The sequence below is a fragment of the Corallococcus sp. RDP092CA genome, assembly GCF_041903675.1.
Taxonomy (GTDB): Bacteria; Myxococcota; Myxococcia; order Myxococcales; family Myxococcaceae; genus Corallococcus.
On the sequence record NZ_JAYESI010000032.1, the window covers coordinates 20,835 to 38,382 of the forward strand.

Annotated in this window: 8 protein-coding genes; 3 read left to right on the top strand and 5 right to left on the bottom strand. The window is 67.7% G+C overall.

What is annotated here, in order from left to right; translation table 11 throughout:
• Positions 1–17 precede the first annotated feature (17 nt).
• From U8525_RS27560 to U8525_RS27570, 3 genes are all read left to right on the top strand, one after another.
• Entirely contained in the window at positions 18–3,944 is a 3,927-nt protein-coding gene (locus U8525_RS27560) for a DUF2357 domain-containing protein (RefSeq protein WP_374269614.1), read from the top strand.
• A 37-nt stretch (positions 3,945–3,981) separates the two neighbouring features.
• Positions 3,982–5,727: a Card1-like endonuclease domain-containing protein gene (locus tag U8525_RS27565; RefSeq protein WP_374269616.1), complete on the top strand. Its 1,746-nt coding sequence runs from the start codon at positions 3,982–3,984 to the stop codon at positions 5,725–5,727.
• A gap of 353 nt (positions 5,728–6,080) precedes the next feature.
• Positions 6,081–6,314, top strand: a complete 234-nt coding sequence (locus U8525_RS27570; RefSeq protein ID WP_374269617.1) for a hypothetical protein — start codon at positions 6,081–6,083, stop codon at positions 6,312–6,314.
• 138 nt (positions 6,315–6,452) lie between these two features.
• Here U8525_RS27570 and U8525_RS27575 read toward each other — a convergent pair whose 3' ends face one another.
• The 5 genes from U8525_RS27575 to U8525_RS27595 are packed head-to-tail and all read right to left on the bottom strand — an operon-like array spanning position 6,453 to position 17,547.
• Positions 6,453–9,011 carry a hypothetical protein gene (locus tag U8525_RS27575; RefSeq protein ID WP_374269618.1) on the bottom strand — a complete coding sequence of 853 codons (2,559 nt, stop codon included), beginning with the start codon at positions 9,009–9,011 and terminating at the stop codon, positions 6,453–6,455.
• On the bottom strand, positions 9,001–10,611 hold the full coding sequence (locus tag U8525_RS27580; RefSeq protein ID WP_374269619.1) for a hypothetical protein: 1,611 nt from the start codon (positions 10,609–10,611) through the stop codon (positions 9,001–9,003). The genes U8525_RS27575 and U8525_RS27580 overlap by 11 nt, the downstream gene beginning before the upstream one ends.
• A gap of 29 nt (positions 10,612–10,640) precedes the next feature.
• Positions 10,641–11,417 (bottom strand): HNH endonuclease, encoded by a 777-nt coding sequence (locus tag U8525_RS27585; protein WP_374269620.1) that lies wholly within the window; start codon positions 11,415–11,417, stop codon positions 10,641–10,643.
• Positions 11,414–13,414: a hypothetical protein gene (locus U8525_RS27590; RefSeq protein WP_374269621.1), complete on the bottom strand. Its 2,001-nt coding sequence runs from the start codon at positions 13,412–13,414 to the stop codon at positions 11,414–11,416. The genes U8525_RS27585 and U8525_RS27590 overlap by 4 nt, the downstream gene beginning before the upstream one ends.
• Positions 13,411–17,547, bottom strand: coding sequence for an Eco57I restriction-modification methylase domain-containing protein (locus U8525_RS27595; RefSeq protein ID WP_374269622.1), 4,137 nt, complete (start codon positions 17,545–17,547; stop codon positions 13,411–13,413). The genes U8525_RS27590 and U8525_RS27595 overlap by 4 nt, the downstream gene beginning before the upstream one ends.
• Position 17,548: the final 1 nt, after the last annotated feature.

The following is a 17,548-nucleotide window of genomic DNA, read 5'->3' on the forward strand; positions in this document are numbered from 1 at the left end:
GGACGCCACCCCGAGCCGTGGGCCGCGTGTCCGTCGAGTCATGCCACGCCGCCCTCCGGGGCGGTGGGCCCGAGCGCATCGCGGTCGAGGCGCTGCTCGGGAGGAGGCACTGGCTCCACGGCCTGGCGGACTTCGACCTGCGGACCGGGCAGATGCTACTGGGTTCGCTCGAGAGCATCTGCGCTCGCATTCGTGCCGCGCCTCCGCGAGGGGTGGGTGAGGGCTTCAAGGACCGGCTCTACCGGATCGTCGAGCACGCCGACAGGCCGCTCCGGGAGATCCTGCGCCACCTGAACGAACGGATGGTGCGCGAGCATGCCACGCTCCCCATCCGTGCCGTCCGCGAGCTGGACAGCACCAGCATCCTCGCGCTCGGTCGCCGACCGGGCCGCACCGTCCGGGAGAAGGTCGCGGACCGCCCATACCTCCTGGCCGTCGAGCGGCGCTGGACCAGCGATACGTCCGAGAACCGCCTCGTCAAGGCACTGTGCCTGCGGCTCGCCCAGCTTCTCGACGAGCGACGCCAGTCGCAGGAAAGCGGCACCGAGTCGGTGGTGGACGACTTCAGTGCCCTGGTCGAGAGGTGGCTCCAGAGCCCCGCGGCACAGGAGATCGGGCGCTGGGAGCACGTCCCGCCGAACAACATCCTGCTCCAGCACCGCGACTATCGACCGCTATGGGACGCCTGGTCCTGGTGTGAGTCGCTCGACGAAGACCTCCAGCGGGATCAGGACGAGGGCCTGCTCCAGTGGACCACCCTGGTCTTCTGGTCCATCGTCTCGCGCCTCGCGGGCGCCGGGGGTGTGCGGGTCCTCGAGCAGCCCTGCCATCCGGACTACGAGGCGTTCTCGATCCTTCCGGCGCGCGGGGCCTCCCAGGGCCGGGTGACCGTGGAGGGAGTGATGACCGCGGCGCGGGGAACGCACAGTGCCGCGGCCGCCGGGGAGCGTCCGGGCCAGCGAGAGGTGAGCGCCCCGGCGCCTGAGCCCTTCCGCATCGTGTTGACTCCGGGCGTTGACATCCACCTCGAGGCCGCCCGAGGCGCCAGGCTCCAGCTCCGGTTCAGCCCCTCCGGGCCGTACGCCCGCGTGCAGGCAGGGGCGAAGGTGGCCATCGCGGAGATGACCGCGGAGGAGGCTGTCACCATCGCGGCCAACGCCGTGTCGGGCGCCTTTGGTGCGGGGGCCCTGCGGCCCGGACCCGCGGCCATCGCCGCGCCGAGCGCCCCGCTCCCGGCTCCCTTCTACGCCGTTGATCTCTGCCACCCGCAGCCGCGATTCGCGGACGAGGCGCGCAGCGGCACGCTCCCGTTCCGGCTGCTCTGGCAGCTCTGGGACAGCCCAGGGCAGGAGGCGGCCGAACTCGATCTGGGCACTGCATGCGCGGTCGCGCTCGGCTCCGAGCTCACGACGGTCAGCATCCTCGACCTTCTCGCGGCCGAGACGGAGCTCCCCGCGGACGTGCTCAGCCGGGCAGGGCGCTTCTTTGCCACGAAGCTGGCGCAGGCCCTACCGGCCCAGGCGCTGGCGTACGTGGTCCCCGACGCGACGGATGACTTCGCACTGGGTTTTCTGCGGCGGAGCATCAACGCCGAGTTCCGCGCCGCCGAGCCCATTCCCCGGAGCGTGGCCGCGGTTTTCGCGTGGCAGTCCTCGACGGGCTTTCCTGCCACCGGGCTCGACGAGGACGACTGCGTCCTCGTGCTCGACACCGTGGGGAGCAGGCTCAGCGCCACGCCGCTGCTGGCGCACCGCAACGGCGAACTCGCGAGGCGCCTGCCGGAGTCGGCGGGCCTCTCGTGGAAACGCCTGCCGACTGTTCTCTGCGAGGCCTCCGTGACGTCCACGGCGCTGGCCACGGCGACGCTGGAGCAGCTCGCCTGTCCATTCCCCGCGGAGCCGGCGCGCCTGCTCGGCTTCCAGGGACTGACCAGCGAGGGCAGTGGGCTCAGCTGGCAGGGCGAGGACGGCGCGTGGTTCACGCTTCCGGACCCGCGGAAGACCGCGGAGCAGAGCGTGTTCGGTGCTGGCCCGGACATCTGGAGCCAGCTCGTGAGCGGACTCACCCCCGAATTCCGTCGCCTGGCTGCCGGGAAGCGGGTCTTCGTCCTCCGGGCAGTTGGTGCCCTGCAGGGTGCCAGACTCGGGGTGCCGGGCGTCCACGAGGGACACGCGGTCCGCCTGGTCGGCGACTACGAGGCGCACCTTGGCGCTGCGGTCCTCCATCGCTGGCAGGCCCGCGCTGGCGACATCCCGCTCTGGCGCGACCACCTGCCAGACCTGAGCATGCGGGTCGTTCAGGACGGACGCCACTCCCGCTTCGAGCTGGTGAAGGACGTGAGCGTGGCTCCGCGGCGCGGCCAGGCGGTCCGTATCGAGATTCGGGACCGGTTTCTCCTTCCCGCGGGGCTGCCGGACTATCGCTTCCCGCTGTTGCAGGGGACGGGCGGAAGCGCCCTGCGCTACGAGGCCTTCCTCCGCTCGCCCGCCTTCCCGCTCGCGCAGGACCTCGAGGTCGAGGTGCGACTCACCTACACGTACGGGTCCGATACGCCCTATGAGCTCGTGTTCAAGCCCCTGGTCGAGGTTCCCGGTCTGAACGGGGTCCGTGCCGAGTGGCGCCTGCGTACCGAGGTCGAGGACCTGCCCGCGCACTTCCCCACGCTGCCGTCGGCCGTGCCGTGGAGCACGATGGAGCGGTATCCCAAGCGCGACTCGTCCGAGACGAGCGACTTGCTGGCGTGGATTCGAAAGGAGCTTGAGCGTCACCGCCAGAGCGGAGCGGCGCTCGCGTCACCGAGGACCGGCGTCGTCGTCGACGGTCCGAGGACGTTTCCGAAAGGGGGACGGTACTTCCTCGCGCAGCTCGATAGCGGGCGCATCCGCTGCCAGGAGGCGGACTTCCTCGTCCGCGGCACGTTCGACGCCGTCAAGCTTGGTGACTCGCTCACGTTTGTGGTCGAGGCGGACAACGCGAGCCGCGCCCGTGCCATTGCCGCCGGGACCGACACCGAGAGGGGGAAGGAGGTCCTGGAGGACCGGCGCCGGAAGCTCGCGCAGGATCTCAAGCGGGGGCTCCGCTTTCCCTTTATCACCATCTGGTCGGGAGGGCGGACGCTGAGCTCCCCGGAGGCGCCCGGTGCATTTCGAGAGTTCATGTGCGAGGGCATGGCGACGTTGCTCTCGCTTCGCGCGTTTCAAGAACGAGGACGTACAGCGGGAACAGTCGCACTCGCGGATGAGGCGCTCTTCCTGCTCTGCTGCATGCACGCGGACGCTCCTACGGAGGTGGTAACCTTCCTCAAGGCGGTGTTTCCGCCTGAAAGGTGTTCGGTCCTTCAGCTCAAGCGTTATCATCGGCACATCGCGCTCGCGCTGGGGGCGTGCCAGACAGACTGGCAGCGCGAGCTCCTCGAGGCGGTCAGCTCCGCCATCGCACGCGACGCGTCACCAGTCGAGGTCCATGGCCTGTGCCTGGGCATCCTCGGAGTGGCGCTGTGGCGCTGCGGAGAGGCGCTCGACGAGCTCTCCAACGAGGCGCTCGTGGCGATCATCGAGCGGCTGACGCAAGTTCTCGGGCAGGCGCACGCGAACATCGAGAACAGACGCCCGGGCTGGTCGCCGCTCATGCTGAAGGACCACCTCGAGCTCGTGCTCGCGCTCCTCAGGACGCGGGGGGCGGAGGACCCCGTCCGGAAGGGGCTCCTGGCCCCTGGAAGGCCCACGACGCGGGCGCTCGCGCGCACCATCGAGGACATCGTCGACTCGGTCTCCAAGCACGACATCGCGCTTGAGTCGCGACTCTCTCTCGACGTCGAGAAGCCACCAGCGCTCTCCCGGACGCCGACGCTGCTCTACGCCCTGAAGCTTTACCTCACCGGTGACGACAGTGCGCGCGCCATTCGGGTCATGGAGGTGCGAGATGATGGCCGGGACGGTGTGTGACCGAATGCAGGAGCCTGGGACTCTGGAGACAGCGACCATGAAGCGCTTCCTTCTGACGTGGTACGGCATCACGGACCTAAGGGCTGCGCTCGGGTTCGAGGAGAACGGCGGACCGATCCTCGCCGCGCTGATGACGCGCGAGTACTCACACGTCCTCGTCCTGGCCTACAGCGATCCGGCCAAGACGGGCCCCGACATCGAGCGGGCGCAGCAGCGCTACACCACGAAGCTCGCGCCTGTCCTGGCGAACCCGGCCTCGGAGAAGCCCAGCCGAGCGGAGCAGACAGAAGCGGTCGACGCCTTCAGCAACACGCCGGAAGGACACGCGCTGTTCCGCGCCTGGCTCCACGAGGAGATCCGGCGGCTTGACCTCGGAGTCGCGATGCGGTTCGTGCCCAAGGAGCTTGCATCACTCAACGACGCGAAGGGCATCTACGATGCGGCGGCGGAGGCGCTGGACGTCGTTCTCGCCACGGAGGGCGAGAAGGAGGTGTCGCTGTATCTCAGCCCGGGGACGCCCGTGATGGCGTTCACGTGGGCATTCGTCTCGCTCATGAACCCGGAGCTCGGGATCCGGGCCATCGTGTCGCCGGACCCCCGTCAGCCACCGGCCCAGGTTCGGCTTCCCTACGAGCTGCTCGATCCGTCGAGGCGGCAGAGGCGTCCGGGCAATGCGGTCGCGGAGGGTGGGTTCGACACTGTCTTCCACCTCTTCGGCGAGCAACGGCTCCCGGGTCTCCTGGGGGTGCTGCAGTTTCCGTCGAAGCATCACGTCTTCGTGAGCAGTCCGAAGTACCCCGCGGAGTGCATGCGTCGCTTCCTGCCGCAGGATGCGTCTTTCGCAGAGCTGCATGTCAACCCCTTCGATCCGATGAGCACGCACCAGGAGATTCTCGGGGCAGTTGCCGCCATGCCCGGGAGTCAGCGGGTCGGCTTCAACTTGACGGGGGGCACCAAGCTGATGTTCGCGGGCGCCCAGGCGGCATGTCGAAAGGTCGGCGGGGTACCGTTCTACTTCGAGACACGTGACCACTCGCTCGTGTTCCTAGACGACTTCTCGATGATGGAGGTGCGCGGCGTCCAAAACGTCGAGACGTTCGTAGAACTCAACGGCTTCGTCGTCTCTCGCCCCGGCCACTGGGCCGACAATCCTGCCCGGGAGCGGAGGAGGGAGCTCACGAGGCTTCTGTGGCGTGAGCGCAGACTGATCGCCAGGCTCTACCAGGCCCTCGCCGAGGTGAACTGCAAGCCCTTGGGGCCCTTTCACGTCAAGAGGGAGGGCGTCGAGGCGAGCCTGGACTCCGAGATGCGGGGTCACCTGCGGCTGGGCAATGCCGTCCAGGTCGTCCCCGGGTGCCCCGACTTCGCCTTCTACCTCTGCGGTGGCTGGCTTGAGGAGTACGCCTTCATGTGCCTGGAGCCAGCGCTCAAGAGCGGCCGGCTCCGCGACCTGCGCATCGGACTCGAGGTGGCGTGGCCCGGAATGCCGAATGGCACAGGGCGTCATGCGGCCCAGGAGTTCGACGTCGCGCTCACCGATGGGCGGCGGCTCTTCCTCCTTGAGTGCAAGGCGGGAAGGGTGCTGAGCGAGGACATCTACAAGCTGGAGAACTCCGTCAGGAACTACGGCGGTCTTGAGGCACGGGGTATGTTGGTGGCTGCCTTCCCGCCACCGGACGCATCAAGGCGGAGGCTGGAAGGGGCAAGGAACCTGACCTGGCTGGATGGCAATCGGGTTCCTTCGCGGTTGATCGACGAACTCCTTGCGCACGGCAAGCCCTGAGCGTTCGATGGCTCGGAGGGACGGCCCAGTTGTGCGGCGGAAACAGGCTTCCGGTGGCAAAGAAGGTGGCTTCCGAAGCCGCGTGCCCCGAGACGGCTGTCGACGCCGAGTTCGGCCGTATCATGTTGAAATCACTGGGAGCGGGCCTCGGGGCGGCAGTTGGCACGCCGTGCGCTCTGCTGGGCGCGTGCTGCGATCGAGCAGCACCCAGAGAGGGCAACGCAATGCCGACAAGAAACCAGAAGGTCCATGGAATCGTTCACACCGCGTCGACTGCAGCCGCAGCCGTGGGGGCGGGGCTCGCACAACTTCCCGGCTCGGATGCCCCGGTCCTCGCGAGCATCCAAACTACGATGATCATCGCCATCGCGAACGAGCACGGCGCGGCGATCTCGAAGGCGACGGCCGCCGATCTGCTCCTGACGTTCTCCGCGACGCTTGTCGGGCGGGGCTTCAGCCAGTGGTTGGTCGGCTGGGTGCTGGGATGGGGCAACGCGATCAACGCGACGACGGCTGCTGCGCTGACTGAGGCCGTGGGCTGGGCCGCGGACGCTTACTTCTGCGACGAAACGCAGGCTGCAGCCTGACTGGAGCGTGGCGCGCCGATCGCGCTGGTCCCGGCCTGGGGCGCGGTCGGGCCCACGGGCGTACGTGGGCCCGCCCTTCGCATCGGGCGCGGGCGTGTTGATCGCCGGGGTGCCGTCACAAAGCTCCTGCGCACGCTCTCATCTCGCCGCCGCTGCGATGCCCGCGCCCTCAGCCCACGCGAGGGTCACGACGCGGGACGCGAGGAACGAACGCTCGCCGTCCGTGGCGTCCGGAGCCAGCATCACGACCTTGCTGCCGTCGCTGCCTTGGCGCACGTCGAGGACGACGCGGACGCGGGGGGATTCGTGAGCGCTAAGAACGACCAAGTCCCCTGGCATCACACGCCGCGCGGTCTGTCGGTGCTCATCCGGCGTGAGCGCCACCAACGCGAAGGTCTCCAGCGCCGCACGATGCACCGCACTCCACCGCTCCCCATCGACTCGGAAGCGGGGTGTGCGGGCGATGCTTTCCTCGAGGATGGTCAACGCTGCATCGTCGTCCACGAGCCACGAGCTTAGCACCGCCAAGAGCTGGACGGCGTACCACTGCTGGTCCTCAAGCCCTTCGAGGCCGCCTCGCTGCGAAGCCACACTGATGTCGGTCTCGACGTCCCACGCGAGCCACGCGAGGAGCCCAACGACCATCGACAGCTCGGCGAAGCCCTCGCCGCCTGCTTCAGCGACGGCTCTCGGGGCGAGCGCGTCAGGCCCCCACGCGACCGCGATGGCAGCCACCTGCAAGAGGTTCCACTCGTCGGTCCTGTCGACGAGCTCGCGATGCATGCGCTTCCACTCGGGGCGCTGCTCGACGAAGCGCAACGTGCGGATAACGCCGAGCACCGCCGCCAACTGCACGATGCCTCGACGCGCACGATCGGGCGCGGCGGCAAGCTCGAACTGCTCCTGCATGCGCTTGATGAGGCGACGCACCTTCCCGCGGCAGGCCTTTGCCAGCACATCGAAGTCCGGCACCTCCCGAGCGAGCTCGCCCCCTTCTTCGTCGTCGGCGCCGATCTCCTCCTCCTCGCTGCGCAGTCGTGACGAAGACGTCGTCGTGAGCCCCTCGCCAAGCCGACGCATGAGGGCGTCTAGCAAGACGACGATGTCGCCGCTCGCGAGGCTCCTGGTGCGCCGCGACGAGGACCTCCGTCCGGCAGCCTCCAACGCGAGCGAGGCCGGCGCAGGGGGTGCCTCCGCGTCCGCACCGGGCCCGGCCGTCGGGCGGAGCGGCGTCGTGCGCACCACGTCGTCAGAGTCGAAGATGACCTTCTCCGTCAGTTTCAGCAGCGCCTCGAGCTGCGTCGGATCTTCCTCGAGCGTGCCAAGCGCCTGTCGCAAGGCCTTGCGCGTGTCGCCGCCGAGGTTCTTCGCGATGTCCTCGGTGCGGTGAACGACGACTAACGTGTGCTCGTTGGGCGAGCGAACATCGAGGTAGCGAGCACCGTCGCGCACCGCGTCGGTCGCATCGACGACCCCCGCCTCGCGAACGATCGCGTCACCAAGCGGTGCATCCATGTCGCCTGCACCGTGAAGCACAAGGCCGACCCGCAACGGCTCCTGCGCCAGGAAACCGGTTGGCGTGGGCGTGGCGATGTAGATGCGCCGCGACTCCTCGGCGGTCGCGGAGGGTGCAGCCTTCCGGCGTGCGATGACGGCGTTCCAGTCCGTCGCCGTGACGGCAGGCGCGCCAAGAAGCGCATCCATGCCGAGCAGATCGGCCGCGCCCTTGCGGCGATCGGCGACTACCGCCTCCGCATTTCGCGCATTTGGTGTGGCGAAGAACGCTGCGACGCTCGGGTTCGCGCTTCCCGTGACGAGCAGATCGTCCTGCTTGCTACCGAACCAAAACACCTTCGCGTGCAGGTAGCGCGACGCTCCTTCGCGCCGCTGCGGGATGATCGGGACGCCGGCGATGTTCACCCACTCGACGCCCTCGAGCTTCGCAGCCTCAACCGGATCGATCTCCACCGACTCCGGGTCGATGCCGATGACGAGCCGCTTCGGCCTCACCTCCCGTTGAAGACGGCGAATCAGCGCGAGCGCCGGGTCGAAGAACGGGCCGCCGATGAAGGCGGTCGTGACGTCCTTCGGGATGAGGGGCGTGAGCTTCGACCAGAGGTCGGGGCCCGCACTCGCCATCGTGAGCAGTTGCCGATCCTGCGGGTCAGTCCCGAGCGGCCCGTCGAGCCACGGCACACCAATCTTCACGCCTTCGAAAGCCTCGACCACGTCTGGAAGGTTCGCGGGCACGAACCCGGCGAGATAATCGAACGCCTGCCGGAACGGCGCGCCGCCCGCGCGCAGCGCCGCTCCCTCAAGGCGGAAGACGTTGGTAACCTCGTCGTTCAGACCGAAACCCGAGAGCGTCATGTTGTGACTGCCGACGAGAAGCGAGCCCTTCGACTTGCTGAAGCGCAGGAACAGCTTCGGGTGAAAGGCGCGGCCGACCTTCACAGGGATGAGCGTGTAGTCGCGCCCTGCGCGACGCGGCCGCAGCTCCTCGATGGCGAACGCCTCGGCACAACGGGTGGCATCGACCATCAACACATTGTGCGTGCAGCCCGCCGCCATCAGGCGTCGGAGGACCACCTCCTCGTAGAACGGGAAGTAGCAGCTATAGGTCGTGATGACCGACGCGCGGAAGCCGGTCTCGGCGACGTGGTCAAGGAGCGACGTGGACGCGAGCTCACCCGACACGGCACGCCTCCAGCTCGGTGCGTCCACGGTCGGTCAGGACCATCACGCCCTCGGCGTCGTACTCGACCAAGCCGAGGTCGCGGAGGATCTGCTGCGCCCGACTCACCCGCGGGATGGTGAAAACGGGCGCCGGGGCTTCGACGACGCGCAGCTCGCCCTCAAGCGGTCGAATCCGGAAGGTGTCGCGCCGCTCGCCACGCAGTTTACGGAGCGCTACGCGTAGATGCCGGGCGACGCCCCACTGCACCGCGACCCAGCGAATCCAGGCTTCGACCGTCAGCCCGATCCACTCGTTCTTCGAGGCGTGACGAAGCGAGAGCAGGTGGACCTCGCGCGGGTCGAAGTACTCCGGGTTGAGCTCAAAGTCGCCGTAGGGGTACTCGTCGACGCCGCGCGCTAGGAGCGCCAAGAGGATCTCGACGCTCTCACGCGCGATCTCCTCGAGATTCGTGTCGTCGTCGAGCCGCAGGCTCTGAAGGCGCCAGCCGCGCTGAAGCTCGTGGTCCTCGTGCTTCCAGTCGGCCAACGCGGGCAGAGACCCGCGAACGCGCGTGACGAGCGCGTACAGCGGCAGCTTCAGGTTGGCGCCGAACGACGAGAGCAGCCGGATCGCAACTTCGGCAGCCTCGCTGGCCTGCCGGATCTTGCTGGCCTCATCACGCTCGATGGCGCGAAGGATCGCCGCGAACAGCCCCTGCACGGAGATCGAGAGCAGCTCGTTGCGCTGGTATGTTCCCCAGCCACGCAGCACACGCTGGTGCGCCTCGGTGACCTGCCACGCCGCGCCGTCGACCAGCGCGCCCGTGTAGGCAGCCCCGCGAAGCAGTCCCTCGAAGGCGTACTCGGGATCGCGCGCTTGCTGACTCGCGAGATCGAGCATCAGCCCGAGGGACGCGCGCCGCTTGGTCCCTCCGTCGCCCTGAAACAGCTCGGTGCGCGCAAGGAACAAATCCAGCAGCAGCTCATGCTCGGCGGTGTTGTCGCGAAGCCCGCACGGGCAGAACGCCACCAGCTCGTCGAGCTCCTCCCACGTGGTGGTCTCTTGCTCCAGCACGCGGAAGAAGGCGTCCTCCGGGACGGCGCTCGCGAACGCTTCCGCGAGTTTCCGGCCGCGCTGGTCGTCGTAGCCCGGATAGCCCGCGCCCTCGTGGTGGTCCAGCACGCGCAGGTCGCGCAGCGGCCCGAAGTAGTACTGGCCGAGCCCGCCGAGCTTGTTCTTGAAGTAGCGGTTCGGGCCCTCGAGCGTCGCGTAGTCCTCAAGGGCGAAGCCGTCCGCGTCCTCCTCGATGCGCAGAAGCTTGTCGCGTCCCACCATCGCGCGGCCATGAAGCCCATCGTCCCGGTCGCCAACGACGCGGGCATGACGGATCGCGATGAGCGCGAACAGGCACTCGGCACGACGAAGGACACGCCGGAACTCGTCGACGGAGTGGTCGGAGTATTGGCGCTCGAAAGCCCAGAGCACCCACGGGTGGAACGAGTAGTAGCGAGCGCGATCGGTGACGTTCGTGATACCAGGGAGGAGTTGACCGTAGAGCGCGATGCAGGGCGCCTGCACGCCGAGGTGGTCGAGGCCTCGGATCGGCTCGGGCGGCTTCACCCACGCGACTGTCTCGAGAGGCGCAGCCACTACACGCCGCCCTTCTGAAACACGCGCTCTCGGTGCCACGGCAGGTAGCCCCGATGTCCATCCGCGAGGCCGCGAACGCGAAGCGGCTTGTCGAGCCCCAGCACCGCGCGGGCGTCGGCATCGAGCGTCTCGCTCACGACGAGCGCGCCGTCGTCGGCCACCGTGATGAAGCCACGGTCGAAGGCGGCGTCGAGGTGCGGCGCGAGCAGGATGCCGTTGTAGACGTCGAGGCGTTCGGCGTCGGTCTCACAGTCGGCCCACGGCTTGATGTGGCTGGCTCGAAGGAGCGCGGACACTGTGAGCCCGGTGACGGCGCACCGCCCCTCCCACAGGTCGAGGAGGCCGTCGCGGAACAGGTTCTGCCCGACGCGCTGGACGACGAGCCGCTCGGCCTCCGTCGCCTTCGGCAGTGCGGCGACCTGCTTCTCGAACGTGTGAAGGAGTTCGTTCGGCAGCGCCTTCGAGAGCTGGAGCGCGCGTCGGAGGAGCCGGTGCAGCGCGGGCACGTCCGGCACCGTGCGCCCGCCCGCGGCGCCCTTGGGCATCGGGGGGGCCATCGGCGTCCCGTAGTTGCCGAGTGCGCGAGCGACGTTCTGCTGCGAGAACGCGGCGAGGAAGACGGCATCCCCAAACGCTCCGAGCCACACGCGCAGAGGGCATTGCGTGCTCGCTACGACGAGCCAGTCGCCCTCGGGCTCGAGCGCTTGGTCGAAGCCGTTGTCCGTGGCCGCCTTCTCGAGGCGCGAGGCAAGGATGGGCGAGAGCGCCGTCGTCACAGGTCGCTCCTCAACAGTCGCTCTTCAGCCGGGATGCCGGAGAGCTGAAGCCGGAGCCACGGAGTATTGGGCTGGGTGAATGCGGCCGGAGGCTCCGTGGTCGTCGTGAGGACGTACTGGAACGCCGGTTCGCCCTTGAAGCACTTCTCAAGTTCGTGAGCGAAGAGGAACAGGCGCTCGTACACGTCGGGCGCCATGTCCGCCTCGCGCGGCCCGTCGTGGATGAGGAAACGAGGGTGCGCACCATCGCCCTCGATGCTCGTGACCACGGCAGCGAGGTCGAAGGCGAGGAGCTTCACGGTAGCGATGGCGGCGCTGTCGCGTTCCCCGTGCTCCTCCACCGTCAGCGCCAGTGAGCGCCCCGCGGTGTCGACGCGACCCGTGACCTTGTCACCGATGATTGCCCGCACGACGTAGTCGAAGCGCGCCGAGAAGCGGCTGATCGCTGCCTCCTGCCCTTCGCGAATCTCGTCCTGCAGCTTGTAGGACTCATCAATGTCGCGCGTGAGCTGCGTGATCGACTCGGCCTTCGTCGTCGCATCCTTGGCCGCCCCTTCAGCGGCATCGACGAGTTGGACGAGTTGACCCAACCTCGAGCGCTCGTCCCGCAGCCTCGCGCTCGCCTCTTCGTGGTCCGTCTGAGCCTTGAACAGCGTGCGCCGCGCCACTTTCGTGCGCTCCTGCGCGGCCTTGAGGGCTCCCTCAAGTCGCGTGACCTCCTGCTCGATCGACGCGGCGACAAGGCGCTCGGCAGCGAGGTCCTGCTCGGCCGACCTCTCGCTACGTTTCGCGGAGAGGTCGCTGGGGCGAGCCACAGCAAGTGGGCATCCTTTCTCGTGCGCGATCCGAAGAGGCACGTTGCAGAAGCCGCGCGACGGAGGAAGTGAAGCCAGCAGGCCAGACTGGTTCTGTCCCGCAAGCTCACCGACCGATCCCTGAACGACCGCAAGCCGGTCCTTTGTCTCCTTGAGAGATTCGCCGAGAGCACCCTCGGCCTGGTTTGCTTCATCGAGAGCGGCCTGAAGGTCCTTGCGCCGGTCGCCGTCCTTGAGGGCCTTCTCGCGCACCTCAAGGTCGGCACGCATGCGCGCCAGCTCGGCGCGGGCTTCGGAGCCGAAGAGCGGCGTCGACGACAGCGGCAACTCCTTGCCGAGCGCCTTCGACAGACGTCCACGGTCCGTCTCTGCCTGATGCCTAAGCAAGGGCTCCAACCGCGCAGCTTCCTTCTTCTCCGCGACCAGCCGGGCGTTCCTCTGCTGCTCGGCGCGCTCGGCATCGGAGATCAGCCCGAGCACCGCACGCACGATGAACTGCCGTTCGTCGACGTTGAGCGACGGCGCCTCCGAGCCGCTGGAGCTGTGGCGCCATTCAAGGAAGTCGGCGAAGCGGCATTCCTGATCTCGCGCGAGCCACGGGAGCACGTGCTCCCACCGCACCTCCTCGTCGCTCGCGGGGAATCGAGCGGCCGGAAGTTGCGCGGTGGTCGTCGCCCCGAGGGCGGTCAAGAACTCCTGGTACTCAAGCCGCTCGGTCGCGTCAGCGACAGACGCGATATCGGCGCCCCGAAGGCAGAACGGGCGCGGACCGATGCCAAGAGGACGCGCAACAACCCACGTCACGTCGTTGATGACGACCTCCGCGACGACCCACGCCGTCGGGAGCTTCGACCGAATCCGACGACGCACGCTGTCGGGCGCGAAGCCGCGCTCACCGAGGACATGACGAAGGAGGCGGCAGAACGTGCTTTTCCCCGCCGTGTGGCCAGCTACGCCGTCACGGAAGAGCGCGTTGTCTTTGCCCGCCGAGTGCGGTGGCGCCCAGACGATGTTGAAGCCCCGCCGCAGCTCGACGTCGCGGACGACATACTCTTCACCCGTAGCCAGCTCGCGCAGGACGCGGAGACGTCGAACCCAGAATGCAGGGGCGGGACGCTCTGCGCTCGGGCGAACCTGGCGCGGAGGATCGATGCCGGGCAGCCGCATCTGGGTCGCGGTCATGACGCCTTCCTCTTGGTTTCGATGAGGCTGCGATCATCACCAGCCAGCGACTCGTCGATGGTCTTGAAGGCGCTCGTCGGTTGAGCCCGAAGCACCTGCAGCGCGATGTTCGCCTCGAATCGGAACCACGGATCGATGCGGTCTTCCGGCGGCGTGTTCTGGCTCGCGCTGACGGTGGACTTCGACTCGACATTGACCCCGAGCGTTATGCCGTCTCGAGCGGCGAGCGCTCGTAGCGTTGCAGCGAGGCCCCCCTGAGCCACAGAACGTGCCGCGACCTTCGCTGCCCACTCGCTGACTTGCGGAATGCTTGAGGGAGCGAGCTGGGCGAGGAGCGCTGGACGGGCGCGTAGTGCAAAAGCGCGCGCGAGGTCGGTGCGAGTGATCGTTCCTCCCGCTGCATGGACGATCGCCCAGATGACGATGGCCGCCTCGTCTGCCGGCGGGAGTTGCGGCACGACGGTCGGCATGACCGGCAGCGTGGTGCCGACGTCAACCGCCAAGTCCGCCTTCGCTCGCTCGACGGGATCTCGCGGCGGCAGGTTCTCGACGAGCGTCTTCTCCTCGGTCGGCGTCATCTCGAACGCGCGCATAACGGCTTGGTCAAGCGCAAGCTCCAGACGGGCCCTTGCCGCCGCGCTTCCTTCGCTCATGATCTGCTGACCGAGATTCGCGATCTCCGCGCGCAGTTCAGGCGACACCACCGGGATCGGCAGCTTCTTCAGGTACTGGACGTCGACGCTAAGTCCCTCGTCCTTCATGTGTTGGAAGGTCCGATTGACGATCCACCACACCAAGCGAGAGTTCAGCACGGCCACCAAGAACGGGTCGTCGCTCGGGACGATGAGTACCTTGTTGTTGACTACGTGGCCGCCGTGATCGAGCGCGAACTGTGAGTAGTACGCGATGCACTGGACAAGGATCTTCGGCCCATCGAGGACGTCGTAGTAGTCGCAGGAGCGAAGCTCCCACCAGAACGTCCCTCGGTCCTGTCGGGTTCGAAGTGACGACTCAAACTTCTTCAGGTGCTGGTGAACCGAGGGATGCGTCTTGGCGAAGACGCTCTCGGCCTCCACCTCCGTCGTGCATGCGGACCAAGGCCAGGTACGATTCTGGCTCGACGCGATCACGATATGCCACAACTCAGCCCACTCCGGCGACCAGCGCTTGATGTCGCGGCCGCGAAGCATCTTCTTGAAGAGCGAGGCCGACGACGGATCGAGCGCGACCAGAGCGTCTCTCGTGGGGCCATCGACGTAGAACGCGTCGTTGAAGCCCGTCTTCAGGCCGCTCAGCAATCCACGCGGCAACGACGACTCAAGCGTCTTTCCCGTCCCAAGCAGTCGATCGAGGAGGCCCGTGACTGCCGCATCTTCGAGATGCCAGTGCTCGCGCTTTAGGCTCGCGTGGGAGACCGCGACGCGTCCAGTCGCGATTCGTTCCCTCAGCGATTGCTTCGCGAGATCCGCGTCGTGTGCACGAACAAAGGTGGCCGTTTCGGTATCCGCTACGGGCGACTTGACAGGTCGGAATGCAACAAGGGCAGGAAACGTATCGGCGTCCGGGAAGAGCGTTCGAGAGTGCCCGAAGTCGACGATGAACGTGACGCGGCACTTCTCCCTTACAAAGGTGCGCAGTCCTTCAGCGTAAGCGGCTCGAAACCACTTGTTCGGCGTGAGCATAGCGACGAAGCCGGTCGCGCTTCCGACTTCGATCCCTCTCTCGATGAAGTACACCGAGGAGTCGGCGGTGCTCGCAAACGACGCGAACTGCGCAAGGAAGCGCTTCTCGACCTTGAGCAGCTCCTGACGCACCCACGGCGGGTTCCCGAGGACGATGTCGAAGCCACCCTTCGCGGCGATCTGGGGAAACTGAAGGTGCCAGTGGAAGAAGCGGAGCTTCTCAGCCAGCACTCGGACAGTCTTCGTCGTGAGCGAGGGCGCCTCGCCTTGCCCATCGCGGAGCTGTCGCCACAGCTCGTTCGTTGGGGCGGCATCCGCCATTTCGCCCGGCTGCTTCGGCCAGAAGAAGGCCGAGCACCATGCATCGGCAACGAACTTCTGGTGGAGGTACTCGGGCGAGCCGAGGATGCCGTCCCAGCGCTGTTCTTTCTTCGTGAGTGCTTCGACGCTCGCATCGCTCGCCGCGTCGAGTTCCGCGACCGCACGCGTAACGGTTTGCGCCTCAGCGTCCCCCGGTTTGGACCACAGGGTGTCGAGCGAGCGCTGTCCCTCGGTGGCCTTCTTGTTCCGCTTCTTCAGCGCGGTCGCGGTCTTCTTGTCATCTCCATCGCCGGCATCCCATGCGGCGTCGGGTATGCCCTTCGCCATCAGGCCGGGCGTGGCCCCGAGCAGCGCGTTGCCGTGCTGGATGTGAGAGTTGAGGAAGGTGAGCGGCAGGCCGGGCTCGACCGCCTCCATCCACAGGCCGACCTTGCAGAGCTCGACGGCCATCGGGTTCACGTCGACGCCGAAAATGCATCGCCCGACGACCTGACGAAGCGCGTGGCGATATTCACCAGCGGACGGCGTGCCGTTCGCTTGGAGTCGCGCAACATGAGCCGCGAGACGACGCGCGGCGGCGAGGAGGAAGTGTCCCGAACCACACGCTGGGTCCACGATGGAGAGCCCGAGAAGAGCGTCGATCGGATTCGCAGGGTGCTTGGCGATCGCGTCGGCGACGACGGGCTCTAGCGCATTGTCGAGGAGCACCTGCACCAAGCTGTCGGGCGTGTAGTAGCTCCCCGTCGTGTGGCGAGCGTTGCCCGTGACATCGTCACCGGTCGCGAAGCCGAATTGGCGGCCGTCCTTCGCAATGCGAGGATCGAGTTCGAGGAGGCTCTCGTAGACCGATCCCAGCTCCTCGGGCCCCATGTCGCGCCAGTTCACGCGCGACAGGCTGCCGTCTTCTCTGAGCCACGCGAGCTTGAACACGGCGAGCAGCAGCGCGCGGTTCTCGAGCTTCGCCCCGTCGAGCGCCGGGCACTGGTTGGCGGCGAAGATGCCCGCGAGCGCCGGAAGCCCGAGGCGCGGCTCCCCCACAGCGAGGCCACGGCACACGACCTTGGTCGCGTCCCACAGGTCGGCGAAGCGATCATGCGCGCTGCGCTTCACCGAGCGCTCGCGCAGGCGGCGGATGCCGTAGCCGTTGGCGTAGAGCGCCTTGGTCGCGTCGCTCGTACCGCCGGAATGCAGGAGCCCGCGCTCCTCGACGGTGAGCAGGAAGATGAGGCGGTAGACCAGCCGCAGGAGTTGGTTGAAGTAGTCTTTCACCGGCAGCGTGCCGTTCTGCAGCTCGGCGCGCAGTGCGACGTTCTCGGCGTGTGAGAGGAAACCCTGGCCGAGCGCGACTAGCGCCTCCTCGACTCCGCGCCGGAGGTGTTCGCGAGCGCGCGTCCCTTCCTCACGACCGGCGCTGCGCCAGACTTCAAGCGCGCACTCCGTGACCGGCTGGCCCTCGCGACCGAAGCGCGTCTCGTGGCAGAGCAGCCAGAGCGCTGCGAAGTCGGCGTAGCGGTCCTCCGTGAAGATGCGCTGGAGGTCGGCCTGGATCCACGCCGGGCGTGTGAGGCTCGCGTTGTCGCGCACGATGCGGAGTGCGACGCCGTCGCTGGCGATGCCCCAGAGCGCGCCTTCCTGCGCGTTCAGATACTCCTGCGCGAGGCCGAAGGCGCTGCGCCGACGAGCACCATCTCCGAACGCCGGAGAGAGCGTGTCGAGTCCGCTGTCGGCAGGAGCGACGACGACGGGCACCCGCCCGCCTAGCGTCGCGTGGCCGATGGGGTACGTGCGCTCCTGCAGGACGGAGGGCTCCACGGGCGTGAGCGCCGTGAAGCCGAACGCGTCGCGAAGCAGCGCGAGCACGAAGCGTTCGGCGGTCGCCTTCGCGTCGGCCTTCGCCTCGCGGCCGGACTTGAAGTCGGCCCAGTGTGCCTGCGCGATGCGCCAGTAGCGGCCGATCTCGTCGCGGAGGTTGAGCCCCTTGTGGATGCGGTAGTTGGCCTCGGCCTGCGTGCCCGCCTGAAGCTGGGCCACCTTCGAGAGCCACTCGGGTGACAGGAGGCCGCCTTCGATCGAGAGGGCTTCGAAGGCGAGCTGCGCCTCGCGAGCTTTCGTCTTTCGCTTTGCTGCCATG

What these genes read in the sequence shown, in the direction of transcription:
- U8525_RS27565 (WP_374269616.1), top strand. Translation starts at nt 3,982, where the DNA reads ATGAAGCGCTTCCTTCTGACGTGGTACGGCATCACGGACCTAAGGGCT.
- U8525_RS27570 (WP_374269617.1), top strand. Translation starts at nt 6,081, where the DNA reads ATGATCATCGCCATCGCGAACGAGCACGGCGCGGCGATCTCGAAGGCG.
- U8525_RS27590 (WP_374269621.1), bottom strand. Translation starts at nt 13,414, where the DNA reads ATGACCGCGACCCAGATGCGGCTGCCCGGCATCGATCCTCCGCGCCAG.
- U8525_RS27595 (WP_374269622.1), bottom strand. Translation starts at nt 17,547, where the DNA reads ATGGCAGCAAAGCGAAAGACGAAAGCTCGCGAGGCGCAGCTCGCCTTC.